28 protein-coding genes, 4 tRNA genes and 1 pseudogene are annotated in these 20,786 nt (G+C 73.3%); 13 read left to right on the forward strand and 20 right to left on the reverse strand.

What is annotated here, in order from left to right:
* The first annotated feature begins 60 nt into the window (after positions 1-60).
* Positions 61-678, forward strand: a complete 618-nt coding sequence (locus tag AB3388_RS11830; RefSeq protein WP_495410970.1) for a GNAT family N-acetyltransferase — start codon at positions 61-63, stop codon at positions 676-678.
* Between the two features lie 5 nt (positions 679-683).
* Here AB3388_RS11830 and AB3388_RS11835 read toward each other — a convergent pair whose 3' ends face one another.
* Positions 684-1,088: a PaaI family thioesterase gene (locus AB3388_RS11835; protein WP_495410971.1), complete on the reverse strand. Its 405-nt coding sequence runs from the start codon at positions 1,086-1,088 to the stop codon at positions 684-686.
* A 62-nt stretch (positions 1,089-1,150) separates the two neighbouring features.
* Here AB3388_RS11835 and polA point away from each other — a divergent pair, with 62 nt between their 5' ends.
* Together polA and AB3388_RS11845 are read left to right on the forward strand one after the other, a co-directional pair.
* Entirely contained in the window at positions 1,151-3,880 is a 2,730-nt protein-coding gene (gene polA, locus AB3388_RS11840; RefSeq protein WP_495410972.1) for a DNA polymerase I, read from the forward strand.
* 22 nt (positions 3,881-3,902) lie between these two features.
* On the forward strand, positions 3,903-4,439 hold the full coding sequence (locus AB3388_RS11845) for a GNAT family N-acetyltransferase (protein ID WP_495410973.1): 537 nt from the start codon (positions 3,903-3,905) through the stop codon (positions 4,437-4,439).
* Here the strand turns inward: AB3388_RS11845 and AB3388_RS11850 are convergent, their stop codons facing one another.
* Positions 4,440-5,297 (reverse strand): class I SAM-dependent methyltransferase, encoded by an 858-nt coding sequence (locus AB3388_RS11850; protein WP_495410974.1) that lies wholly within the window; start codon positions 5,295-5,297, stop codon positions 4,440-4,442.
* A 219-nt stretch (positions 5,298-5,516) separates the two neighbouring features.
* Here AB3388_RS11850 and rpsA point away from each other — a divergent pair, with 219 nt between their 5' ends.
* The gene (rpsA, locus tag AB3388_RS11855) at positions 5,517-6,983 is read left to right on the forward strand and encodes a 30S ribosomal protein S1 (RefSeq protein ID WP_495410975.1); all 1,467 of its coding nucleotides are present in this window, start codon (positions 5,517-5,519) and stop codon (positions 6,981-6,983) included.
* Between the two features lie 142 nt (positions 6,984-7,125).
* Here rpsA and AB3388_RS11860 read toward each other — a convergent pair whose 3' ends face one another.
* Complete coding sequence (locus AB3388_RS11860; protein ID WP_495410976.1) at positions 7,126-7,401, reverse strand: hypothetical protein; 276 nt, start codon at positions 7,399-7,401, stop codon at positions 7,126-7,128.
* A 151-nt stretch (positions 7,402-7,552) separates the two neighbouring features.
* On the opposite strand from AB3388_RS11860, the gene coaE reads away from it, so the two are divergent.
* Positions 7,553-8,149 (forward strand): dephospho-CoA kinase, encoded by a 597-nt coding sequence (coaE, locus tag AB3388_RS11865; protein WP_495410977.1) that lies wholly within the window; start codon positions 7,553-7,555, stop codon positions 8,147-8,149.
* Between the two features lie 70 nt (positions 8,150-8,219).
* Here the strand turns inward: coaE and AB3388_RS11870 are convergent.
* A tRNA-Ser gene (locus tag AB3388_RS11870) sits at positions 8,220-8,298 on the reverse strand.
* A 135-nt stretch (positions 8,299-8,433) separates the two neighbouring features.
* Between AB3388_RS11870 and AB3388_RS11875 the strand changes: the two genes are divergently transcribed.
* Positions 8,434-8,775: a hypothetical protein gene (locus AB3388_RS11875; protein WP_495410978.1), complete on the forward strand. Its 342-nt coding sequence runs from the start codon at positions 8,434-8,436 to the stop codon at positions 8,773-8,775.
* On the forward strand, positions 8,772-9,371 hold the full coding sequence (locus AB3388_RS11880; protein ID WP_495410979.1) for a hypothetical protein: 600 nt from the start codon (positions 8,772-8,774) through the stop codon (positions 9,369-9,371). Before AB3388_RS11875 ends, AB3388_RS11880 begins: the two co-directional genes overlap by 4 nt.
* A gap of 99 nt (positions 9,372-9,470) precedes the next feature.
* Here the strand turns inward: AB3388_RS11880 and AB3388_RS11885 are convergent, their stop codons facing one another.
* The 12 genes from AB3388_RS11885 to AB3388_RS11940 form a co-directional block, all read right to left on the reverse strand.
* Positions 9,471-9,767 (reverse strand): hypothetical protein, encoded by a 297-nt coding sequence (locus AB3388_RS11885; RefSeq protein WP_495410980.1) that lies wholly within the window; start codon positions 9,765-9,767, stop codon positions 9,471-9,473.
* A complete protein-coding gene (locus AB3388_RS11890) occupies positions 9,767-10,135 on the reverse strand; it encodes a hypothetical protein (RefSeq protein ID WP_495410981.1) in 369 nt (122 codons plus the stop codon). Before AB3388_RS11890 ends, AB3388_RS11885 begins: the two co-directional genes overlap by 1 nt.
* Before the next feature lie 12 nt (positions 10,136-10,147).
* A complete protein-coding gene (locus tag AB3388_RS11895; protein ID WP_495410982.1) occupies positions 10,148-11,731 on the reverse strand; it encodes a hypothetical protein in 1,584 nt (527 codons plus the stop codon).
* A gap of 4 nt (positions 11,732-11,735) precedes the next feature.
* Positions 11,736-12,098: a phage tail fiber protein gene (locus AB3388_RS11900; protein ID WP_495410983.1), complete on the reverse strand. Its 363-nt coding sequence runs from the start codon at positions 12,096-12,098 to the stop codon at positions 11,736-11,738.
* Between the two features lie 18 nt (positions 12,099-12,116).
* The gene (locus tag AB3388_RS11905) at positions 12,117-12,512 is read right to left on the reverse strand and encodes a hypothetical protein (protein WP_495410984.1); all 396 of its coding nucleotides are present in this window, start codon (positions 12,510-12,512) and stop codon (positions 12,117-12,119) included.
* 11 nt (positions 12,513-12,523) lie between these two features.
* Entirely contained in the window at positions 12,524-12,811 is a 288-nt protein-coding gene (locus AB3388_RS11910; RefSeq protein ID WP_495410985.1) for a hypothetical protein, read from the reverse strand.
* Positions 12,801-13,223, reverse strand: a complete 423-nt coding sequence (locus AB3388_RS11915; protein ID WP_495410986.1) for a hypothetical protein — start codon at positions 13,221-13,223, stop codon at positions 12,801-12,803. Before AB3388_RS11915 ends, AB3388_RS11910 begins: the two co-directional genes overlap by 11 nt.
* A gap of 7 nt (positions 13,224-13,230) precedes the next feature.
* Positions 13,231-13,827, reverse strand: a complete 597-nt coding sequence (locus AB3388_RS11920) for a hypothetical protein (protein ID WP_495410987.1) — start codon at positions 13,825-13,827, stop codon at positions 13,231-13,233.
* Positions 13,827-14,303, reverse strand: coding sequence for a hypothetical protein (locus AB3388_RS11925; protein WP_495410988.1), 477 nt, complete (start codon positions 14,301-14,303; stop codon positions 13,827-13,829). The genes AB3388_RS11920 and AB3388_RS11925 overlap by 1 nt, the downstream gene beginning before the upstream one ends.
* Positions 14,296-14,514: a hypothetical protein gene (locus tag AB3388_RS11930; RefSeq protein WP_495410989.1), complete on the reverse strand. Its 219-nt coding sequence runs from the start codon at positions 14,512-14,514 to the stop codon at positions 14,296-14,298. Before AB3388_RS11930 ends, AB3388_RS11925 begins: the two co-directional genes overlap by 8 nt.
* A gap of 160 nt (positions 14,515-14,674) precedes the next feature.
* Entirely contained in the window at positions 14,675-14,902 is a 228-nt protein-coding gene (locus AB3388_RS11935; protein ID WP_495410990.1) for a hypothetical protein, read from the reverse strand.
* 129 nt (positions 14,903-15,031) lie between these two features.
* Positions 15,032-15,511 carry a hypothetical protein gene (locus AB3388_RS11940; protein ID WP_495410991.1) on the reverse strand — a complete coding sequence of 160 codons (480 nt, stop codon included), beginning with the start codon at positions 15,509-15,511 and terminating at the stop codon, positions 15,032-15,034.
* A gap of 95 nt (positions 15,512-15,606) precedes the next feature.
* Here AB3388_RS11940 and AB3388_RS11945 point away from each other — a divergent pair.
* The 4 genes and pseudogenes from AB3388_RS11945 to AB3388_RS11960 form a co-directional block, all read left to right on the forward strand.
* A pseudogene (locus AB3388_RS11945) lies at positions 15,607-16,166 on the forward strand (transposase); the annotation flags it as partial.
* Between the two features lie 35 nt (positions 16,167-16,201).
* Entirely contained in the window at positions 16,202-16,606 is a 405-nt protein-coding gene (locus AB3388_RS11950; RefSeq protein WP_495410992.1) for a hypothetical protein, read from the forward strand.
* A 122-nt stretch (positions 16,607-16,728) separates the two neighbouring features.
* Positions 16,729-17,091, forward strand: a complete 363-nt coding sequence (locus tag AB3388_RS11955) for a hypothetical protein (protein ID WP_495410993.1) — start codon at positions 16,729-16,731, stop codon at positions 17,089-17,091.
* 8 nt (positions 17,092-17,099) lie between these two features.
* Positions 17,100-18,239: a tyrosine-type recombinase/integrase gene (locus tag AB3388_RS11960; RefSeq protein WP_495410994.1), complete on the forward strand. Its 1,140-nt coding sequence runs from the start codon at positions 17,100-17,102 to the stop codon at positions 18,237-18,239.
* Between the two features lie 15 nt (positions 18,240-18,254).
* Here the strand turns inward: AB3388_RS11960 and AB3388_RS11965 are convergent.
* From AB3388_RS11965 to AB3388_RS11980, 4 genes are all read right to left on the reverse strand, one after another.
* Positions 18,255-18,329 (reverse strand) — tRNA-Val (locus AB3388_RS11965).
* A 55-nt stretch (positions 18,330-18,384) separates the two neighbouring features.
* Positions 18,385-18,455 (reverse strand) — tRNA-Cys (locus tag AB3388_RS11970).
* 40 nt (positions 18,456-18,495) lie between these two features.
* Positions 18,496-18,568: transfer RNA gene (locus AB3388_RS11975), tRNA-Gly, on the reverse strand.
* An 84-nt stretch (positions 18,569-18,652) separates the two neighbouring features.
* Positions 18,653-19,093: an SsgA family sporulation/cell division regulator gene (locus AB3388_RS11980; protein ID WP_495410995.1), complete on the reverse strand. Its 441-nt coding sequence runs from the start codon at positions 19,091-19,093 to the stop codon at positions 18,653-18,655.
* Between the two features lie 134 nt (positions 19,094-19,227).
* Between AB3388_RS11980 and AB3388_RS11985 the strand changes: the two genes are divergently transcribed.
* Both AB3388_RS11985 and AB3388_RS11990 read left to right on the forward strand, forming a co-directional pair.
* Entirely contained in the window at positions 19,228-19,881 is a 654-nt protein-coding gene (locus AB3388_RS11985) for a sigma-70 family RNA polymerase sigma factor (protein WP_495410996.1), read from the forward strand.
* A complete protein-coding gene (locus AB3388_RS11990; RefSeq protein WP_495410997.1) occupies positions 19,878-20,756 on the forward strand; it encodes an anti-sigma factor domain-containing protein in 879 nt (292 codons plus the stop codon). The genes AB3388_RS11985 and AB3388_RS11990 overlap by 4 nt, the downstream gene beginning before the upstream one ends.
* Positions 20,757-20,786 lie beyond the last annotated feature (30 nt).

Below are 20,786 nucleotides of genomic sequence, written 5' to 3' on the forward strand. Positions count from 1 at the left end.
CGCCGTGATCCCGGCTGGTCGCGGGTGCAGTCTTCGGCCACCGTCCAGGGGAGGGCTCCGGTGGCAGGATCCGGTTCTCGGTCTCGCGTAGGAACGCGCACCGCGCGGCCCGACGACCTGCCCGCTGTCCTGGCGCTGGTCCGCCAGCACCGGGCCGAGGCGCACGCCGAGGGAGTGCTGACCGGCATGGCGCCCGGATCGGCCGCCGCGGAGGGGTTCCGCCGCCTGCTCGCGGATCCGGGGTACCGCGTCGTCCTCGCCGTCCTGCCCGGTGCCGCCGCCGCGGACGGCAGCACGGACGGCGAGCTGCCGGTGGGTCTGGCCGTGCTCGGTGTGGACCCGCTGTCGGTCGTCCTCGGGGTGCCGCAGGTGACTGTCGACAACCTGGTCGTGCACCGCGACCACCGGCGGCGCGGCGTCGGGACGGTGCTGCTCGCCGCCTCCGCAGCCTTCGCGGCGGAGACCGGTGCCGACCACGTGGTCGCCGCCTGCGGCGGGCACGAGCCCGAGCGGCTGCGGTTCTTCGCACGGATGGGGTTCGCGCCGCTCACCACCCGGCGGATCGTGCCCCGGGAGACCCTGCTGCGCTCGCTGGCGGCCTGGCGCCGCAGCCGGCCGGCGATCCCCGCCCCGCGGCGGGTGCCGGAGCTGCGCCCCTTGCCGCGCCGGGTGGGCTGACCCGGTCAGCCCTCCTTGGTCAGGCAGGTGAGCCGGGCGCTGGCCGTCGGCCGGCCGTGCTCGTCGGCGACCTCGACGCGGAAGGTCGTCAGCGTGCGCCCCCGGCGCACCGGCGTGCAGACGGCGGTGACCGTCCCCTCGGTGGCCGCGCGGAGGTAGCTGACGTTGAGCTCGATGCCGACCACCTGGCGGTCCGGCCCGGCCGACAGCGCCGCGGCCCAGGAGCCGACCGTCTCCACCAGGGCGCAGGTCGCGCCGCCGTGCAGGAGGCCGTAGGGCTGCTGGTTGCCCTCCACCGGCATCGTGGCTACCAGCCGGTCCGGGTCGTAGTCGGTGATCGTGATGCCGAGCTTGTCGTCGAGCGGGCTGATCGTGTCCGCGGGCGCCCAGTCGGGACGGGTGGTGGTCACGTCCGGACGGTAACCAGCGTCGACGGCGGTTCCGTCGGCGGGCGCACCTAGGATCGACGCCGATGTCCGCTCCCGCTGCTGCTCCCGCCGGAACGATGACGGGGCCGCGTCCCCGCCTGCTGCTGCTCGACGGCCACTCGCTGGCCTACCGCGCGTTCTTCGCGCTGCCCGTCGAGAACTTCTCGACGACCACGGGGCAGCCGACCAACGCGGTCTACGGCTTCACCTCGATGCTGATCAACATCCTGCGCGACGAGGCGCCGACCCACCTCGCCGTCGCCTTCGACGTCGGCCGCAAGACCTTCCGCTCGGAGATCTACGCCGAGTACAAGGCCAACCGCTCCGAGAGCCCGACCGACTTCCGCGGCCAGGTCAGCCTGATCCAGGAGGTGCTCGGGGCGTTGCGCATCCCGTTCATCACCGCGGAGGGCTACGAGGCGGACGACGTCATCGCCACGCTGACCGTGCAGGCGGTCGACGCCGGCATGGACGTGCTGATCGGCACCGGCGACCGCGACGCGCTGCAGCTGGTCAACGACCACGTGACCGTGCTCTACCCGCGCAAGGGCGTCTCCGACCTCACCCGGTTCACCCCGGAGGAGGTCGAGACCAAGTACGGCCTGTCGCCGGCGCAGTACCCCGACTTCGCCGCGCTGCGCGGGGACCCCAGCGACAACCTGCCGTCCATCCCGAGCGTGGGGGAGAAGACGGCGGCCAAGTGGGTCCGCGAGTACGGCTCGCTGGACGCCCTCGTCGACCAGGTGGACACGGTCAAGGGCAAGGTGGGCGACAAGCTGCGCGAGCACCTGTCGTCGGTGCTGCAGAACCGCCGGCTCACCGAGCTCGACCGCTCCGTGCCGCTCGAGCTGGGGCCGGTGGACCTCGCCGTCCAGCCGTGGGACCGCAACGAGGTGCACACCCTCTTCGACAACCTGCAGTTCCGGGTGCTGCGCGACCGGCTGTTCGCGACGCTGACCAGCGCCGAGCCGGAGGTCGAGGGCGGCTTCGACGTCACCGCCGACCAGGTGCCGGCCGGGCAGCTGGGCGCCTGGCTCGAGGCGAACGCGACGACCGGCCGGACCGGGCTGATCTTCCGCGGCACGTGGGGCCGCGGCGTCGGTGAGCTGACCGGCATCGCGCTGGCCGCGGCCAACGACCACGCCACCTTCGTCGACCTGGGCCCGTCCCTCGACGTCGCCGACGAGCAGGCGCTGGCCGCCTGGCTCGCCGACCCGGCGACCCAGAAGGTCGTGCACGAGGTGAAGGGCCCGCTGCTGGCGATCTGGGCCCGCGGCTGGGAGCTCGACGGGGTGGTCAGCGACACCGCGCTGGCCGCCTACCTGGCGCTGCCCGGCCAGCGCTCGTTCGACCTCGGCGACCTCGCGGTGCGCTACCTGCGCCGCGAGCTCAAGGACGCCGCCGCCGAGGAGGCGCAGCTGACCCTCGACGGGATGGGCCCGTCGGAGGAGGACCTCGCCGCCGAGGCCGCGAAGGTCGACGTCCTCAAGGCCGTCGCGGTCAACGACCTGTCCGACGCGCTCGAGACCGTGCTCGGGCAGCGCGGCGGCGACCGGCTGCTCGGCGAGCTGGAGCTGCCGCTGTCCTTCGTGCTGGCGCGCATCGAGCAGCGGGGCATCGCCGTCGACCTGGACTTCCTGACCGAGCTGCAGCGCGAGTTCGCCGACGAGGTCGCCGCCGCGGCCGGCGAGTGCTTCGCGGTGATCGGCCGGGAGGTGAACCTCGGCTCGCCCAAGCAGCTGCAGACCGTGCTGTTCGACGAGCTGGGCCTGCCGAAGACCAAGAAGATCAAGAGCGGCTACACCACGGACGCCGACGCGCTCACCTGGCTGCTGGCACAGACCGGGCACCCGTTCCTCGAGCACCTGCTGCGGCATCGCGACGTGACGCGGCTGCGGACGGTCATCGACGGCCTGATCCCGATGGTGGACGACGCCGGGCGCATCCACACGACCTTCCAGCAGACGATCGCGGCCACGGGCCGGCTGTCGTCCATCGACCCGAACCTGCAGAACATCCCGATCCGGTCGGCCGAGGGCCGGCGGATCCGCCAGGCGTTCGTGGTCGGCCCCGGCTACGAGTCGCTGATGACGGCCGACTACAGCCAGATCGAGATGCGGATCATGGCGCACCTGTCCGGGGACGCCGGCCTGATCGAGGCGTTCACGTCGGGGGAGGACCTGCACTCCTTCGTCGCCGCCCGGGCGTTCGGCATCCCGATCGAGGACGTCGACCCGGAGATGCGCCGGCGGATCAAGGCGATGAGCTACGGCCTGGCCTACGGGCTCTCGGCGTACGGCCTGTCCCAGCAGCTGCGGATCACCCCCGAGGAGGCGCGCGAGCAGATGCACGCCTACTTCGAGCGCTTCGGCGGGATCCGCGACTACCTCGACGGCGTGGTCGGCGAGGCCCGGCAGACCGGGTTCACCGAGACCACCCTCGGCCGGCGCCGCTACCTGCCCGACCTCACCAGCGACAACCGGCAGCGCCGCGAGATGGCCGAGCGGATGGCGCTGAACGCGCCGATCCAGGGCTCGGCGGCCGACGTCATCAAGGTCGCGATGCTCAACGTCGAGCGGGCCATCGCGGCCGAGGGCCTGGCGTCGCGGATGCTGCTGCAGGTGCACGACGAGCTCGTGCTCGAGGTGGCGCCGGGGGAGAAGGAGGCGCTGGAGGCGCTGGTCCGCCGGGAGATGGCCGGCGCCGCCGAGCTGTCGGTGCCGCTGGAGGTCTCGGTCGGCTTCGGCCGGACGTGGGACGACGCCGCCCACTGAACCACGCTGCGAGGATCCCCCGATGGCGGCGATCACCGTGGCGCACACCTCCCAGCTCGATCCAGGGACGCTGGACCGCGCGTGGCTCCTCGTCCGCGACGCCTTCGGCCCGGGCGGGTTCACCGAGGAGGACTGGGAGCACGCCCTCGGCGGGATGCACGCGCTCGCCTACGACGGCGACGAGTTGGTCGCGCACGGCTCCGTCGTCCTGCGCCGGTTCCTCCACGCCGGCCGGGCCTGGCGGGTCGGGTACGTGGAGGCGGTGGCGGTGGCGGCGGGAGCCCGCCGGGGTGGCCACGGCTCGGCCGTCATGGGCGCACTGGAAGAGGTGATCCGCCGCGCGTACGACTTCGGCGCGCTCAGTGCCACGGACGACGGGGCGCCCCTGTACCGCTCGCTCGGCTGGGAGCTCTGGAGGGGGCCGGCGTCCGCGCTCACGCCGTCCGGGATCGTCCGGACCCCCGACGAGGACGGCGCGGTGTTCGTGCTGCCCTGCTCCGCGGACCTGGACCCGGCGGCCGAGCTCACCTGCGACTGGCGCGACGGCGACCTCTGGTGATCAAGCGGCCGGCTTCTCGCAGACGAGGATCAGCGTGCCGGGCACCAGCGCGCCGCGGGCGGGGGACCACTGGCCCCAGACCTGCGTGCGCCCCGGCGTCCACTCGGGCTCGAGCAGGTCGGTGAGGACCAGGCCGGCGCCGACCACCGCGCGCACCCAGTCGCCGACGGTGCGGTGGTGCTCCACGTACACCGTGTCCCCGTGGTCGTCGGTCTCCACGTACGGGGTGCGGTCGAAGTAGGAGCCGATGATCCGGAGGTCGTCCGGGTCGGGGGAGTCGGGCAGCGGCCAGCGGATCGGGTGGTTCACCGAGGCGACGAACCGGCCGCCGGGGCGCAGCACCCGGGTGACCTCGGCCAGCGCGCCCTCGACGTCGGCGACGAAGGGCAGCCCGCCGAAGGCCGAGCAGGCCAGGTCGACGCTCCCGCCGGCCAGGGGCAGCGCGCCGGCGTCGGCCTGCAGCAGCGGCACGGGCAGGCCGGTGGCCCGGTTGAGCCCGGCCGCCCGGCGCAGCATCCCGGCGGAGAGGTCGAGGGCCACCGGCCGCGCGCCGGCCCGCAGCAGCCAGCGCGAGCAGGGCGCCGAGCCGCAGCCGATCTCCAGCACCCGCCGGCCGGCGACGTCGCCGAGCAGGTGGGCGTCGGCCTCGCGCAGCCCCTCCGGGCACCAGAGGAAGTCGACGTCGCCCAGGTCGCGGCCGTGCTCGGCGAGGTAGGCCTCCGCGGCGGCGTCCCACCACCGCCGGTTGGCCCGCGCCGACTCCGCCGTCCCCGCCGGGCGGCGGGCCACCCCGCTCGCGGCCGGGTACCCGTCGGTACCGAGGGGCAGTCCGTCGTCGGGCGGCGGGGGAGCGCTCATGACACGCCCAGGGTGACACGCCCGCGCCGGACCGGGCCGAAAGACCCAGGTGGACCGAGCCCCCGCGACGTCCGTACGATGGGAATGCGCCTGAGGTCTGTCAGCGTTGTGCCCCGGTCCGGGGAACTGCGCCCGCCGGCTCTCCCCGCTCTTCCCGCGGCACACCCGGCCGCGGGTCGCCCTGTCCCTACGTATAAACCGTCCGGAGCACTCGACCACATGACCTCTACTCAGGTCCGTCCCGACAGCACCCCCCAGATCGCGATCAACGACATCGGCACCGCCGAGGACTTCCTTGCCGCGATCGACCAGACCATCAAGTACTTCAACGACGGCGACATCGTCGAAGGCGTGATCGTCAAGGTCGACCGGGACGAGGTGCTGCTGGACATCGGCTACAAGACCGAGGGCGTCATCCCCTCGCGTGAGCTCTCCATCAAGCACGACGTCGACCCGAACGAGGTCGTCAAGGTCGGCGACGAGGTGGAGGCCCTCGTTCTCCAGAAGGAGGACAAGGAAGGCCGGCTGATCCTGTCCAAGAAGCGCGCCCAGTACGAGCGCGCCTGGGGCACGATCGAGGCGAAGAAGGAAGCCGACGAGGTCGTCACCGGCACCGTCATCGAGGTCGTCAAGGGCGGTCTCATCCTCGACATCGGCCTGCGCGGGTTCCTCCCCGCCTCGCTGGTCGAGATGCGCCGTGTCCGCGACCTGCAGCCCTACGTGGGCCGCGAGCTCGAGGCGAAGATCATCGAGCTCGACAAGAACCGCAACAACGTCGTCCTCTCCCGCCGGCAGTGGCTGGAGCAGACGCAGTCCGAGGTCCGCAGCGAGTTCCTCAACAAGCTCGCCAAGGGCCAGGTCCGCACGGGCGTCGTCTCCTCGATCGTCAACTTCGGTGCGTTCGTCGACCTCGGCGGCGTCGACGGTCTGGTGCACGTCTCCGAGCTGTCCTGGAAGCACATCGACCACCCGTCCGAGGTCGTCGAGGTGGGCCAGGAGGTCACCGTCGAGGTCCTCGACGTCGACCTCGACCGCGAGCGCGTCTCCCTGTCGCTGAAGGCGACGCAGGAGGACCCGTGGCGGCAGTTCGCCCGCACGCACCAGATCGGCCAGGTCGTCCCCGGGAAGGTCACCAAGCTGGTGCCGTTCGGTGCGTTCGTCCGCGTCGACGAGGGCATCGAGGGCCTGGTGCACATCTCCGAGCTGGCCGAGCGCCACGTGGAGATCCCCGAGCAGGTCGTGCAGGTCGGCGACGAGATCCTGGTCAAGGTCATCGACATCGATCTCGACCGGCGCCGCATCTCGCTGTCGCTCAAGCAGGCCAACGAGGGCGTCATCGGCGACGAGGACGTGTTCGACCCGGCCGCCTACGGCATGGCCGCCTCGTACGACGAGCAGGGCAACTACATCTACCCCGAGGGCTTCGACCCGGAGACGGGGGAGTGGCGCGAGGGCTACGAGGCCCAGCGCGAGGAGTGGGAGCGGCAGTACGCCGAGGCCCAGTCCCGCTACGAGGCGCACCGCAAGCAGATCGCCGACGCCCGCGCGGCCGACGCCGAGGCTGCGGCCGGTGGCAACTACTCCAGCGGTGGCGACGTCGAGACCGGCGACACCACCGGCGGCGGCACGCTGGCCAGCGACGAGGCGCTCGCCGCGCTGCGGGCCAAGCTCGCCGGCGGGGAGTGACCTCCTAGCGGTCACCGCCTGACGTAACGGCAGAGGCCCGGAACCCCCGCGGGGTTCCGGGCCTCCGTCGTTGGCGCGGCCCGTTCTCCGGGCACGAGAGCCCCGCGGACCCGTGGTCCGCGGGGCTCTCGTGCGCGATCGGCTAGAGGCTGAGGATGATCGCGAACGCGGTGCGCGGTCGGCCGCCGGACATCGCCAGGAAGTTCCAGGTGTGCCGCCCGGCCGGGGCCGTGGGCAGCAGCCAGCGCATGAAGGCGTTGCGGTGCGGCACGCCGCGGCCGTCCGCCTGCAGCCGCTCCCGGACGGCGGGCAGGTCCGTGACGCGGACCCCGCCGGCGCGCGTCGCCCGGTGGCGGCCAGGGCCCCGTCGGCCGGGGGCGGAGTGACCGGCGGACGCGGTCGAGGGCCGGGCGTGCATGGGACGGGACATGGTCGGGTTCTGCCTCTCTCGGCGGGGAAGATCGCCGGGACGGACGTTAGGTCCCGTGACTGGTGTGACTGGTGCGACGCGCCGGACGGGATGGACTCGTGTTGCCGATCCGTGATCTGCCGCCGGATAGGTTCGCCGGGTGCTGAGCATCGGGCTGACCGGCGGGATCGGATCGGGGAAGAGCACCGTCTCGGCGCTGCTGGCCGCGCGCGGTGCGGTGGTGATCGACGCCGACCGGATCGCCCGCGAGGTCGTCGAGCCCGGCACGCCCGGCCTCGCGGCCGTGGTGGCGGCCTTCGGGGAGCAGGTCCTCGGTCCGGACGGCGGGCTGAACCGGCCGGCCCTGGCCGCGGTCGTGTTCGCCGACCCGGAGGCCCGGGCGCGCCTGGACGCCGTCGTGCATCCCCTCGTGCGGGCCCGTGCCGCCGAGCTGGCCGCCACGGCCCCGCCGGACGCCGTCGTCGTCCACGACGTGCCGCTGCTGGTCGAGACCGAGCGGTGGGAGCCCTACGACCTCGTGCTCGTCGTGGAGGCCGATCAGGAGACCCGGGTGGCCCGGCTGGTGCAGCGGGGGCTCCCGGAGGCCGACGCCCGCGCGCGGATCGCCGCACAGGCCACCGACGAGCAGCGCCGCGCGGTCGCCGACGTCATCCTGGACAACCGCGGCACCCAGGAGGAGCTGGCCGCCCAGGTGGACCGGTTCTGGTCCGAGCGCGTGGCGCCCCGCGCCGTCTGACCCGCCGGCTCCCGGCCGAACGCGACGAGGCCCCGGTACCCGCTGTCCGCGGGCCGGGGCCTCGATGTTGTGGGCGATACTGGGATCGAACCAGTGACCTCTTCCGTGTCAGGGAAGTCAGGACGTCCCGCTGACGTGCCGTTATGCCCCTGAGCTGGCCGTTGTAGGTCCAAGACTGTCGTCTGCACCCACTGTTGTGCACATTCCTGACCCACGTTTGACCCACGCCGGGCCCCGAAACCCTTGGCCCCGGCCAACCGTTCGCACCACAGAGGAGGAGTCCCATGTTCGTCCGTGCGTTCACCGAGGTCGCCGGCGCGGCGATGCTCACCCGCCGGTTCTGGTCGGTGCTGGCCGCGCTGCTGCTGCTCGGCTGGCTGATCTCCAACCCGTGGCTGTGGCTGGTCCTGGGCGGCCTGCTGCTGCTCGGCGCGCTGCTCGCCTGGACGCACGACCGGGAGACCGTCGTCGTCGACGGCCGGACGATGACGCCGGAGCAGCTGCAGTGCGAGCGGTGCGGACGGGTCGGGCTGGCGCTCGCACGTCGAGTGCTACCGGACGGAAACGGCCGTAAGGTGCGCTGCGTGATCTGCCCCATCTGCGGAATGACGGAGCCGGCCGAATGACCCGCCGACTGGCCGTGCTGGCCGCCGTCGTGCTCGCCGTGGGCGGCTGCGCCGCCGACGTCCCCGACGACGACAGCGCCGCCGCCTCCACCCCGACGCTGCCCGCCACCACGACCGCCACGTCGACCAGCTCGGCGCCGACGACGACCGGGCCGTCGATCAACGCGCGCGGGAACATCGAGAAGAAGCTGGGCGAGGAGGCGGGCATCGCGAACGAGGACGGGACGCGGTGGCTGACCTTCACCGTGGACGCGATCACCGTCGACCCGCCGTGCGACAACCAGTTCGCGCAGGCGGCGCAGAACGGGCACCTGCTCAAGGTCGACCTGCGGGCGTCCACCGGGGCGACCATGCCGAGCGACCTGTTCTACTCGATGAACCCGAACGACTGGAAGGTGATCACCCCCGACGGGCTGACCGTCTCCGACCTCGCGACGGGGCCCACGTTCTCCTGCCTCAACCAGACGTTCACCAGCGACCAGCTCGGCCCGTCGCAGCAGTACGCCGGCCCGATCGTGCTCGACGTGCCCGCGCCGACCGGAACCCTGGTCTACCGGCCGGTCTACATGGAGAGCGGCTGGGAGTGGGCGTTCTGACCCCAGGCACGCCGAAAGGGCCCCCTCCGCCGTAGCGGAGGGGGCCCTTTGCCCGGAGCCGATCCCGGGGACGTCCGGCGGGTAGCTCGCGTCGCGAGGCTACGCGGTGAGGGTGACGGTGTCGCGATCGACGACGACCGTGCCCTCCGGGGTGCGCAGGCTGCCGGTCAGCGTGTAGACGTCGGGCGGCACCCGGACGTCGAGCCAGCCGTCGACCAGCCGGACCGGCACCGGCGCGGGGACGACGACCCGGCCGCCGGTCTCGCGGCGGGTCTGGCCCTGCAGCGTGACCTGCCCGTGCAGCGGCCGGCCGGTCGGGTCGGTGTAGGCGCGGCGCAGCCGGACCAGCGGCCCGCCGGCCGGGGTGCGCGGCTGCGGCCGCGCCGGGGCGGGCATCAGGCCTCGTCCAGGTCGGCGAGCACGTCGACCGTGTGATAGCCCGACGTCGGGAACGTCTGGGTCCGCCCGTCGGCCCAGGTGACCTCCCACTCGGCCACGTAGTGCTCGGGGGCGTCGGTGTCCCCGGCCGCCCACTCGTAGGCGACCACCCCGTTGACGTCGTCCTCGACGGTGGCCGGGCTGTTGACCGTCGGGGTCGCGCCGGCGATCGGCACCCCGGCGGCGTCGGACTGCAGCATGATGAAGTCCACGCCGGTCGCGGTGGACAGGTCGACCGGTGTCGCGGTCTCCGGGGTGGCGCCGCTGGTGAGGGCGGCGCGGATGACCGGCAGCCTGTCGTGGGCCTTGATCTGGAAGTCGGGCACGCGGGGCTCCTCTCAGGTCTGCACGGTGGCGAACCCGGTGGCGGGCTCGAGGTCGGCGTGCCCGGCGTCGGCGGCGAGCAGGGTGGCGTGGCCGGTCGCGGCCGGGGCGAGTGCGGCGAACCCGGCGGCCGGGGCGAGCTCGGCGCGGCCGGTGTCGGCCGGGGCCAGGCCGGCGAACCCGGCGTCGGCGGCGAGGGCGGCGAACCCGGCGTCGGCGAGCACGGCGGCGTGCCCGGGCCGGTGCTCCAGCGCCGTCGGGCGGGTGAAGCTGGCGGTCCAGACGGTGCCGCCGGACGCGGTCCCGGTGTGTTCGGTGGCCCCGGCCGCGGCCCCGGTGACGGTCCAGGCCCCGGCGGCGGCCCCGGTTGGGGTGGAGGTGCTGGCGGCGTGGCCGGTGACGGTCCACGACCCGGCCGCCGCGCCGGTGTGCTCGGCCGTCCCGGTCGCGGTGCCGTCGACCGTGAACCCGCCGGCCGCCGTCCCGGCGTGGTCGCTGGTGCCGGCCGCCGCGCCGCCGGCGGTCCAGCCGCCGGAGGCGGACCCCTGGTGGTCGGTGGCTCCGGCTGCCGTGCCGGTGACGTCCCAGCCGCCGTCGGCCGCGCCGGCGTGCTCGGTGCTGCCGCCGGCCGCGCCGGACGTCGTCCAGCCGCCCGAGGCGGCCCCGGCGTGCCCGGTGGCCCCGGCGACGTCGCCGGAGGTCGACCAGGCCCCGGCGACGCTGCCCTGGTGCTCGGCCGCGCCGGCCGCCGTCCCTCCGGCCGTCCACGCGCCCGCGCTGCTCCCGGCGTGGTCGGCGCGACCGGCCGCCGTGCCGTCGGCCGACCACGACCCGGCCGCGCTGCCGGCGTGCCCGGTGGCCCCGGCGGCCGCGCCGGCCGCCGTCCAGCCGCCCGAGGTGCTGCCGGTGTGCTCGGCGGCCCCGGCGACGCCGCCGGAGACGGTCCACGACCCCGAGGCCGCGCCCTCGGCCGGGGGCTCGGTGGCCTGCCCGTCGGTGACGGTCAGGTCGTCGAAGTCGTAGAAGCGGCCCAGCTCGCCGGACTGCGCGCCCAGCCACAGCCGGCCCGCGCCGAGCGGGTTCGGGTCGTTGTAGGTCAGGTCCCAGGTCGCGGGCTCCGGGCCGGTCGGATCCCAGATCTTCGCGCGCACGACCCCGTCGAGCACCTGCCAGCGCACCGTGTAGTCCGTCAGCGCCACCAGGGCGCCGTCGGCCGGCCGGTCGGTGACGGTGGGGGTGTCCTGCCGGTAGAGGGTCCACAGGCTGGTCGAGCCGCTGGTGTAGAGCGACAGGGCGTAGCCCGACGACGGGAACGCCGCCCCGCCGGCCGCCGACTTCGTGGTGCCGGTGCACAGCCCGAACACCGCGAACGTCTCGTCGGGGTTGGACAGCCGGTAGGTGACGACGGCGTCGACCTCGGCGGCGGTGAAGTCGTTGCGGTAGGACGACTTCCCCTTGTAGCCGGCCTGCGGGGCCATCCGGCCCCGGTTGGACCGGATCTGGATGGGGCCCGCGTCCTGCCCGGCCGGCTGGGACCACGTGGACGGCCAGGGGTCCTGCTCGGCGCCCGTCCACGTCTCGGTGGCGAGGGTCGCCATCGGGTCAGGTGGCGGAGCCGTCGATCGTCAGCGACGTGATCGTGTAGTCGCCGGCGGCGTTGAACGCGAGGTCGTGCGACCCGTCGGTGGGGATCGGGAAGGCGCCGTAGAAGGTGCCGGTGCCGGCGGCCTGCGCCGACCACAGCCCGACGTGGGACACCGCGCCGGACGACGCGCCGCCGGTGAACGCCTTGTCGGCGATGACGAGGTCGCCGCTCGAGGCGGCCGGCCAGGCGGCGGCGACCCGGCCGGCGCTGGTCTCGTTGGTGCCGGTCGCGCCGGGGTCCGCGGAGTGCAGCGACAGGTACGGGGCGGCCGCGGCGAGCGCGTCGGCCATCACGTCGAGGGCGTCGGTGTTCAGAGGCACGGCAGGGTCTCCTTCGGGTCAGGCGGGCGGGGCGGGCAGGATGTGCGCGGACGGCGCCTCGGGGGCGGTGTGCTCGCCGGGCTCGTCGACGGCGTTGGGCACCTGATAGACGGCGAACGTGCCGAGCAGGGCGACCAGCACGGCGGTCACGTTGACCTCCACCGTCGGGTCCTGAAACAGCACGGCGACCGCGGCGACGGCCTGCAGCACGCCGGAGACGATCGCCTTCGCGGCGGGCAGCTGCGGCACGTTCGGCACCACGTAGGTCAGCACCGCGCCGCCGACGGCGGAGATCACGGGGAACAGGTCGAGCCACTGGAAGCCGTCGCTGCCGGTGTGCAACTGCCAGGCCAGCAGCCCGGCGTGGGCGACCACGATCAGGGAGGCGATGACCGCCTTCGCTGCTTGGGACACGGGGTTCTCCTTCACACGTTGTCGGGCACGCGGGTCAGCGCGTCCGGGTACGGGGCGGGGTCGCCGCCGAGGTCTTCGACCTGGCGGCGCAGGCGCACGACGTAGTCGCGCCAGATCCACTCGCGGGAGGTCCACCGGCTGCGCTCGCGCTGCAGCGTCTGGTCCCCTTCCTGCACCTGATCCCACAGCCGGTCGGCGAGGTTGCTGCGGTCGGTGGCCCGCCGGCCGCGCGTCGCGTAGACACCGCCGAGCACGCCGATGAGGGCGCAGACGATCGGGACGACGTACTCACCGCTCATCGCCGCCCTTTCGCTCGTCCAGCAGGGCGTCGATCACCTCGGCCCGAGGCGGGTTGACCATCCGCGACCAGCACACGATCAGGCCGAACACGCCGGCGGTGGAGACCGCGTAGACGATCGACCCGCCGTAGAAGAACCAGCCGATCAGCAGCGCCGCGGACCACACGGCGTGCATGAACGCCAGCGCGAAGATCCCCGGCCGGTCCCGCAGCCGGAACGCGCACCAGATGCCGAGCACGGCGGCGATCAGCCAGCCGACGCCGATCCCCTGGGTGATGCGGCCGGCCAGGGTGAGCTGGTCGATGCCGGGCGGCAGCCGGTACGGGACGTCGAACGTGTACCGCCAGCCGGGGAACAGGCAGGAGATGCCGATGATCAGCAGCCCGGCGCCGCGCCAGCCGTTGAGCCGCACGCCGGGCCTACTCGGCGAGGCGGGCGGCGAGCCTGGCGGCGAGCTTGTCGGCGAGCACGTCGCCGAGGTCGCCGGTCAGCCGCTGCGCGAGCTGCTCGACGATCGCCGCCTCGTCCACCGCCGGCATGGTCACCTGCGACCAGTCGATCGCCGCCGGGTCGATCGCGGCCGGCGCGGGGGCGGCGTTGCGGGCCGCGTCGACCAGCTCGGCGGCCAGCGCCCGCGTCGACAGCACCTGCCCGAACACGGTGTCCAGCTCCGGGCCGGGCCGCTTGCCCAGGTCCAGCCGGCCGTTGATCTCCCGGTCGATGCTGCGCAGGTAGTCCACCAGGGTCAGGGTCTGCTGGTACTTGTCCGGGCCGAGCCGCCACGTCGGCCAGCCGTACTTGTTGGCCCGCCAGCCCGGCCCCATCAGCTCCGAGGCGATCCGGTCGGTGTTCTCCAGCAGCCGCCGCTGCTCGTCGTCGTTCAGTGTCATCAGGAACCCTCCGTCGGGGGCGAACCCGGCGACGCGGTCCCGCCGCCAGTCCATCGAGTAGCGCGGGTCGGACTTGCGGCCCGGCGCCCATTCCTTGTGGCCGATCACGCGCGAGGTCGGGAGCATCAGCCGCACACCTCCAGCACCGCGCGGAACAGGGCGTCGGTGGCGTAGTCGGCGGCGTCGGTGATCGCCTCGCCGAGGCCGTTGTTCGCCCACTCGGCGCCGTACAGCCAGGCGTTGGCGACGTCGGCGGGGATCACCAGCCCGTCGGGGAACCGGTAGGCGCCGCCCCGGCCGGCGTGGTTCGCGCGGCCGGCGGCGACGATCGCCACCTTCGGCACCCCGTCCAGGCAGCGGGCCCGCTGGAACTGGCACAGCGGGCCGGGCACACCCGGGCGGCCGCCGGGCAGGATCCCCAGCGACCCCCACTCGCCGGACTTGATCGAGGAGGCGTCGTGGTGGTCGACGATGCCGACCGGCACCCGCGCCCACGTCAGGCCGCGCGCCTCCCAGCCGGGCAGCTCGCGGGTGACGACGTCGAAGGCGTGCAGCCGGTCGATGATGGCCCGCATCCGGCGGACGTCGCCGGCGTCAGCCAAGGTCGAGCCCTCCCCCGTAGAGCAGTTCGGCCGGGGTGACGTCGGCCGGGTCGCGGTCGGGGTCGAACAGGAACCGCAGCTCGTCGGCCGGGATCGCGCCGGAGGCGATCAGCGCCTGGTGCGCCTCCAGCCACTGCTGGTCGGTGACCTCGCCCAGGCCGCCCTCCAGCCCGGCGTCGGCGTCGTCGGGCGGCGCTGTCGGATCGGTCATGCGCTGCGCTCCGTTCCGGGCATGACGAAGGCCCCGCCCCCGGACGGGGATGGGGCCTTCGACGGATGAGTGGGGGTGGGTGGCTAGAGCCTGTTCTGGGGATCTTGTGGGCCATCCCTGCTGGCCGTGTCCCTAAACGGCCCACTGATGAGACATCAGCTCATCTGTGGCTGGACCAGTGCTTCCATAGGTCTCGGCCGACGAGCAACACGCCTCCTCCTGCTGCGAGGTAGCCGAGAAGGAGGATGAGACCGCCGCCAATGTCCCCTGGGTCGCCGATCGTCGTCGTTGCGGCGAGGACGAAGTAGGAAGCGATCAGGGCGACACCCAAGGCGAGCATCTTCAGCGAACTGCTGCGGACAACGCCGGGCCCGGGCTCCTCCGCCATGACCGTGACCGTAGGTCAGCAGTGGAGCCCTTGGGGCACTGCTTTGCTCGCTCGGATGGCACAGGACGGGGTCGGTGTCTCTAGGCGGCCCACTAAGGGACGTTGCACGGATGGCCGTTACGACGGCTCTTAGCGTGCGCCAGCGCGCCCGCTCCTGGCGTAGAACTGCTCGGCTATCGGGTCAACGGTTGCGATCAGGGCATCGACGATCGCCCAGACGGTCGTGATGCGGGGACTGCTAAGGGCTTCCTCCCGGCTCATGGGGCGCCCGAGCAATGCCGGGACTTCCTCCCCCTCATCGAAGGCGAGGGTGACGAACGGGTCCACGGCCATGACCCCTTGAGGCCTCGGCCTGATGAGGCAGGAGAACGTTTCGTGATCATCGGGGTTGTGGTCACCCCAAGTGCCAAGGGTGAGGTCCAACGCGACCTCGTGCTCTGGGTGCCCGTGGCACACGGCGTAGTAGGAGGCCAGCGTGTGACCGCCGTGTGGCGCATGAACGAAGCCGGTGACGCGGGCGAAGTTGCTGTCGCAGTCGGCGCAGTAGTGGGTCTCGACGGTGTGGTCGGTGGTGTCCAGGGCCGGCTGACGACGTCGGAAGATGGGCACCGCCTCACGCTACGTCCTTGGCAAGGTTGGGACTGCCCCCGGTTCGGTTGACTCCTTGCCTGTGAGGCTTCGGCCTCGCTGGAAGGATTCGCATCGTGCCCAAGCCCTATCCGGCGGAGTTCCGTCGTGACGTGATCGCGGTGGCCCGCAAGAGCGAGGCCTCGGTCGCCCAGGTGGCCAAGGACTTCGGCATCTCTGAGACCTGCCTGCAGCGCTGGCTGAAGATCGCCGACCGCGAGGACGGCCCGGCGCCGGCGAGCACGTCCGGTGACCGCGGAGGCGGAAAAGAGCAGGACGCGGAGCTGCGGGAGCTGCGCCGGCGCAACAAGCTGCTGGAGCAGGAGAACGAGATCCTGCGGCGAGCGACGGCCTACTTCGCCCGCGATGTCCTCCCAAAATGATCTACCCGCTGGTCCGTGAACTCGCCGCCGAGCAGATCCCTGTCGCGGTGACCTGCCGGGTGCTGGGCTTCTCCAAGCAGGCCTTCTACAAGTGGCTGGCCCATCCGATCAGCCAGCGCGACTGGGACGACGCGCACCTGATCAACGCCGCTTACGGCATCCATGCCGACGATCCGGCGTTCGGCTATCGGTTCATCGCCGACGAGCTGCGCGAGCAGGGCTACCGAGTGGGCGAGAACCGGGTCGCCCGGCTGCACGCTCCGCCCTCTCGACGTGAGGGAGAGCGGGCATGACCGAGGAGGTGCGGCCCAATGCGCTGCAGGACCTGGTGCTCACCCGGCTGCGGGAGATGGGCACCCCCGACGCGCCGATGTCCAGCCTGCAGGCGGCCAACCTCGCCGAGGGTGCGATCTCGTACGAGAGCCTGCGCGCCATCGCGCGCGGCGAGCACGGCGGCCGGCTGCAGCCCCGCACCGCCGAGGGGCTGGCGAAGGCGCTGCGGGTGCCGGTCGACCGGGTCTACGAGGCCGCCGGCCAGGCCCCGCCGCGCGGCCCGTGGAACCCGCCGAAGCGGCTGGAGCAGCTCACCGGCCGGCAGCGCGATCTGCTCGAGCAGCTCGGCACCGCGATCCTCGACGCCTACCAATCCGGCTACGACCAGGGCAGACAGGACGAACGCCGCGGCCGTTACTGAACCGAAACCTTGCCGGATACCAAGGATCGGGTGCCGCAAACCACACCTTCCGGTCTATGGTCGCGGCACCGCACAGCAAGAGGGCGGCCACGAGCGCGCCCGAGGGGGAGAGGACGGCGGCCGTGGGGGAATCCAGCGGGGACGTCGGAACCAGCGGTCCGGCCGGCGGGCGCGAACAGCGACCGAAGCTGACGCTGCTGCACGGGTGCGAGGCGTGGGAGGAGACCGTGTTCCGGGTGTCCCACCTGCCGCCGGACGTCGACTACGTGTGGCACCACGACGAGAACATCATGGAGTTCTCCGACCGGCTCGACCGGGCCGGGCGCAGGCGGGCCGCCGAGACGCTGTGCGACAACTGGCTGCGCCGCCACCTGCGGCGCATCGAGGGCCTCGGGCTGGGCGTCGCCGCCGCCCTGTCGGCCGGGCTGTTCCTCGTGCACGGGCCGCTGACGGTCGTGACCAGCTCGGTCGCCGAACTGGTGTAGGCGGCGCGGTGGCCTACATTCGCAGGCTGCCCAGCGGGAACTTCTCCGCCGTCGTCCGGCACCCGTCCGGCCGCCGCATCTCGTTCACCGACCCCTTGAAGCGGGTGGTGAAGGCGTGGGCGGACGAGCTGGAGGCGTCGTTCCGATCCGGGCAGCCGCTCGCGGTCGAGGACGGCCGGCGCACCACGGTCGCCGAATGGCAGCGGCGGTGGACGGCGACCCGCAACGTCGAACCGGCGACGGCGGCCAAGGACGACAGCTGGATGCGCAACCACGTGCTGCCGCAGTGGGGGCCGTGGCCGCTGGCGTCGATCCGCCGCTCCGACGTGCAGGCGTGGGTCACCGCGATGACCAAGGCCGGGCACGGCCCGGACACCGTGACCGGGGCGTTCCGGCTGCTGTCGGGGATGCTGCACGACGCGACGCTGGAGGGGCTGATCGGGGCGTCGCCGTGCCGCGACGTCGACCTGCCGCGGATCGGGCAGCGGCGGGTGCGGTGGCTGACCCACGACGAGCACGACCGGATCCAGCTCGCGCTCGCGTCGCGCACCGTGCACGGCCAGCCGGATCCGCACGCGCCGGTGTGGCAGGCGCTGGTGGCGCTGGGCTGCTACTCCGGGCTGCGCTGGCCGGGCGAGCTCGCCGGCCTGGACGTCGAGTCGATCGACTTCGACCGGCGGATGGTCTACGTGTCGCAGACCCTGACCCGGGCGGGCTTGAGGCCGTACGGGAAGACGGACCGGTCGACCCGGTGGGTTCCGTTCCCGCGGCACGTCGGCGAGCTGCTGTGGGCGATCGTCGCCGACCGGCCGGCCGGGCCGGTGTTCACCGCGCCGGGCGGCGGCCGGGTGGGGGAGTCGAATTTCCGGCAGCGGGTGTGGGCGCCGGCGCTCGAGCAGGCGAAGGTGGAGGCCGCGCGGCCGTACGTGATGCGGCACACCTGCGCATCGTGGCTGACCCAGGCCGGCGTGCCCGACGCCGAGGTCGCGCAGATCCTCGGGCACTCCAGCACCCGGATGCTGGCGGTGTACGCGCACCTGACCCCGGACCGGCACGACCGGGTGCGGGCCGCGTGGGGCGAGGACGCCGAGGATCCGCGACCCACATATGACCCACGCCGGATCTCCGGCGACCGTGCTCGGGGGTGAAAGTGCTGGTGAAGCTGGTGGGCGATACTGGGATCGAACCAGTGACCTCTTCCGTGTCAGGGAAGCGCGCTACCGCTGCGCCAATCGCCCGTCCCGGTCGTGCGACCGGACCCTCCTCCGCGCTCGCGCTCCGCGGGGGAGAACGAGGTGGAGACGGGATTTGAACCCGTGTAGACGGCTTTGCAGGCCGTTGCCTCGCCTCTCGGCCACTCCACCGCACACGGGCGCCGGTCTCGCGACCGGCGCCCGAGGTCCGAGCGGACGACGGGATTCGAACCCGCGACCCTCACCTTGGCAAGGTGATGCTCTACCAACTGAGCCACGTCCGCGTTGCATGCAGAACTCTACACGGCCCCCGCCGGCTCCCGAGGGAGGGGGGTCCCGGGAGTCTGCCCTGGCAGTGTTGCTGCAGGTCAGCGTCCTGTCGGGTCGGCACCGCCGTTCGACAGCAGGGCCACCAGCTCCCCGTCGAGGTCGAGCACCTCGTCCTCGGAGCCGGAGGGGACCAGTGCCTCGGTCTCGCGGAGGAACGCCCCCAGCGTCGCCCGCGACAGCTCGAACAGCGCCTCACCCGAGGGCGCCCGCAGGTGCAGGAACAGGGCGTCGGCGGTCGCCGACGCCGGCCACACGCGGACGTCGCCGTCCCCGGCCGGCCGGTCCAGCCCGATCCGCAGCAGCTCCCGGCCCACCAGCCACGTGACGCCGTCCTCGCCCGCGTCCCCGAAGGTGATCCGGACCGCGTACGGGTCGGCGGCGAGGTAGACGAGCTGCGCCGGGACCTCGGTCCACGAGCGCGGGCCGATCAACTGCAGCGTGAGCGGGCAGGAGTACCGGGAAGAGGAGCGGTGCGCCATGTCTCTCACAACGACGCACTACCCACTCGGTCACGCCGCCATCCCGCCTCGGTCACATCAGTCACACCCGTCACACCCGAGGGTGTGTGAGACCGAACCGGAGGGCCTGCCGGGCGCGAAGGGAACGTGTGACGATGGGAGCCGTGAGCCGTCCGGAACGGCGCCCGGCGGAGGATCCGGCCGACGCCGCCCTCGTCCGGCGCATCCGCGCGGGGGACCGGTCGGCCGTGGACGACCTCTACTCGCGGTTCCGCCGTCCGGCGTTCGCGCTCGCGCGCCGGATCCTCGACGACGACGTCCTCGCCGAGGACGTGCTGCAGGACGTCTTCCTCACCGTCTGGCGCGACCCGGGGGCCTTCGACCGGTCCCGCGGCAACTTCGCCTCGTGGCTGCTGGCGATGGTGCACCACAAGGCGGTGGACGTCGTCCGCCGCGAGGAGTCCCAGCGCCGCCGCCGGTCGCGCGCCGAGGACGACCTGGCTCTGGCCGAGCCCACCGCCGTCCAGGACGTCGAGGAGGAGGCGTGGGCGCGGCTGGTCTCCGAGCGCGTCCGCGTCGCGCTGGCCGTGCTGCCGGCCGCGCAGCGGGAGGCGCTGACCCTCGCCTACTACGGCGGCTACACCCAGCGGGAGGTCGCCGCCCTGACCGGCGCTCCGCTGGGCACCGTGAAGACCCGGATGCTGGCCGGGATGCGCCGGCTCAAGGAGGAGCTCGGCGGCCTGGCCGGCGGGCCGTCGCTGGGCGGTGCCCTCGGCGGCGCCGCGCCGGTGGACGGGACCAGCCGGTGACCGGTGACCCCCGCGCCCGCCGCGCCGATGACCACGGGCTCTTCGACGAGCTGGCCGTCGGCTGGGCGCTGCACGCCCTCGAGCCGGAGGACGAGGCCGCGTTCGTCCGCCACCTGCCCGACTGCGCCCGCTGCGCGCGGACCGTGGCCGAGACCTCCGACGTGATGGCCGCGATGGCCGCCGACCTGCCACCGGCCGAGCCGTCCGCCGGGTTGCGCGACCGGCTGCGCGCGGCGGTGGAGCGGACCGACCAGGTGCGGCCGGAGGACGAGCGCCCCGGCCTCGAGGACCTCGACGAGCTGGACCTCCCGGCGGCGTCCGCCGGCGCCGAGCCGCCGCGGCCGGCGACCGGATTCCCTCTCTACGCGCACGGCCGGCTCGAGCGGTCGGGCTGGCGCCGGGCGCTGCCCACGGCCCTGATCGCGGCGGCGGTTGCCGCGATCCTCGGCCTGGCGACCTGGGTGGTCGTCCTGGCCGAGGCCCGGGACCGCGCGGAGGCCGTGGCGGCGCAGCAGGCGGAGGTCATGGACTCGCTGCTGCGGCCGGGACAGGTCGCGATCGCGCCGATGGCCGACAAGGGCGGGCACTCCGTCGCGACGGTCGTGGCCCGCGACGCCCAGGTGCAGGTGATCGCCCACGGCCTGTTGATGAACGACCGGTCGAAGACGATCTACGTCGTGTGGGGCGTGCGGGACGGCGCGGCGGTGCCGCTCGGCACCTTCGACGTCGTGCGGCCCGATATGGACCTGCGCACCGTAGGCTCCGACAAGACCGGTCTCGACGACTACCCGGCGTACGCCATCAGTTTCGAGCCTGGCCGCCAGATGCCGAGCACACCCTCGGACGTCGTCGCGAACGGGCAGGTGACCAGCTGAACGCACAGGGGACGGCGCGGGCGTCGGGGT

It is taken from the genome of Geodermatophilus sp. SMS 5-13 (genome assembly GCF_059428245.1).

Bases quoted from the DNA above. Each gene is read 5' to 3' on its own strand.
- AB3388_RS11920 (WP_495410987.1), bottom strand. From the start codon at position 13,827: ATGCTCCCGACCTCGCGCGTGATCGGCCACAAGGAATGGGCGCCGGGC.
- AB3388_RS11910 (WP_495410985.1), bottom strand. From the start codon at position 12,811: ATGAGCGGTGAGTACGTCGTCCCGATCGTCTGCGCCCTCATCGGCGTG.
- AB3388_RS11885 (WP_495410980.1), bottom strand. From the start codon at position 9,767: ATGCCCGCCCCGGCGCGGCCGCAGCCGCGCACCCCGGCCGGCGGGCCG.
- rpsA (WP_495410975.1), top strand. From the start codon at position 5,517: ATGACCTCTACTCAGGTCCGTCCCGACAGCACCCCCCAGATCGCGATC.
- AB3388_RS11845 (WP_495410973.1), top strand. From the start codon at position 3,903: ATGGCGGCGATCACCGTGGCGCACACCTCCCAGCTCGATCCAGGGACG.
- polA (WP_495410972.1), top strand. From the start codon at position 1,151: ATGTCCGCTCCCGCTGCTGCTCCCGCCGGAACGATGACGGGGCCGCGT.
- AB3388_RS11880 (WP_495410979.1), top strand. From the start codon at position 8,772: ATGACCCGCCGACTGGCCGTGCTGGCCGCCGTCGTGCTCGCCGTGGGC.
- AB3388_RS11980 (WP_495410995.1), bottom strand. From the start codon at position 19,093: ATGGCGCACCGCTCCTCTTCCCGGTACTCCTGCCCGCTCACGCTGCAG.
- AB3388_RS11950 (WP_495410992.1), top strand. From the start codon at position 16,202: ATGACCGAGGAGGTGCGGCCCAATGCGCTGCAGGACCTGGTGCTCACC.
- AB3388_RS11850 (WP_495410974.1), bottom strand. From the start codon at position 5,297: ATGAGCGCTCCCCCGCCGCCCGACGACGGACTGCCCCTCGGTACCGAC.
- AB3388_RS11895 (WP_495410982.1), bottom strand. From the start codon at position 11,731: ATGGCGACCCTCGCCACCGAGACGTGGACGGGCGCCGAGCAGGACCCC.
- AB3388_RS11930 (WP_495410989.1), bottom strand. From the start codon at position 14,514: ATGACCGATCCGACAGCGCCGCCCGACGACGCCGACGCCGGGCTGGAG.
- AB3388_RS11875 (WP_495410978.1), top strand. From the start codon at position 8,434: ATGTTCGTCCGTGCGTTCACCGAGGTCGCCGGCGCGGCGATGCTCACC.
- AB3388_RS11860 (WP_495410976.1), bottom strand. From the start codon at position 7,401: ATGCACGCCCGGCCCTCGACCGCGTCCGCCGGTCACTCCGCCCCCGGC.
- AB3388_RS11935 (WP_495410990.1), bottom strand. From the start codon at position 14,902: ATGGCGGAGGAGCCCGGGCCCGGCGTTGTCCGCAGCAGTTCGCTGAAG.
- AB3388_RS11985 (WP_495410996.1), top strand. From the start codon at position 19,228: ATGGGAGCCGTGAGCCGTCCGGAACGGCGCCCGGCGGAGGATCCGGCC.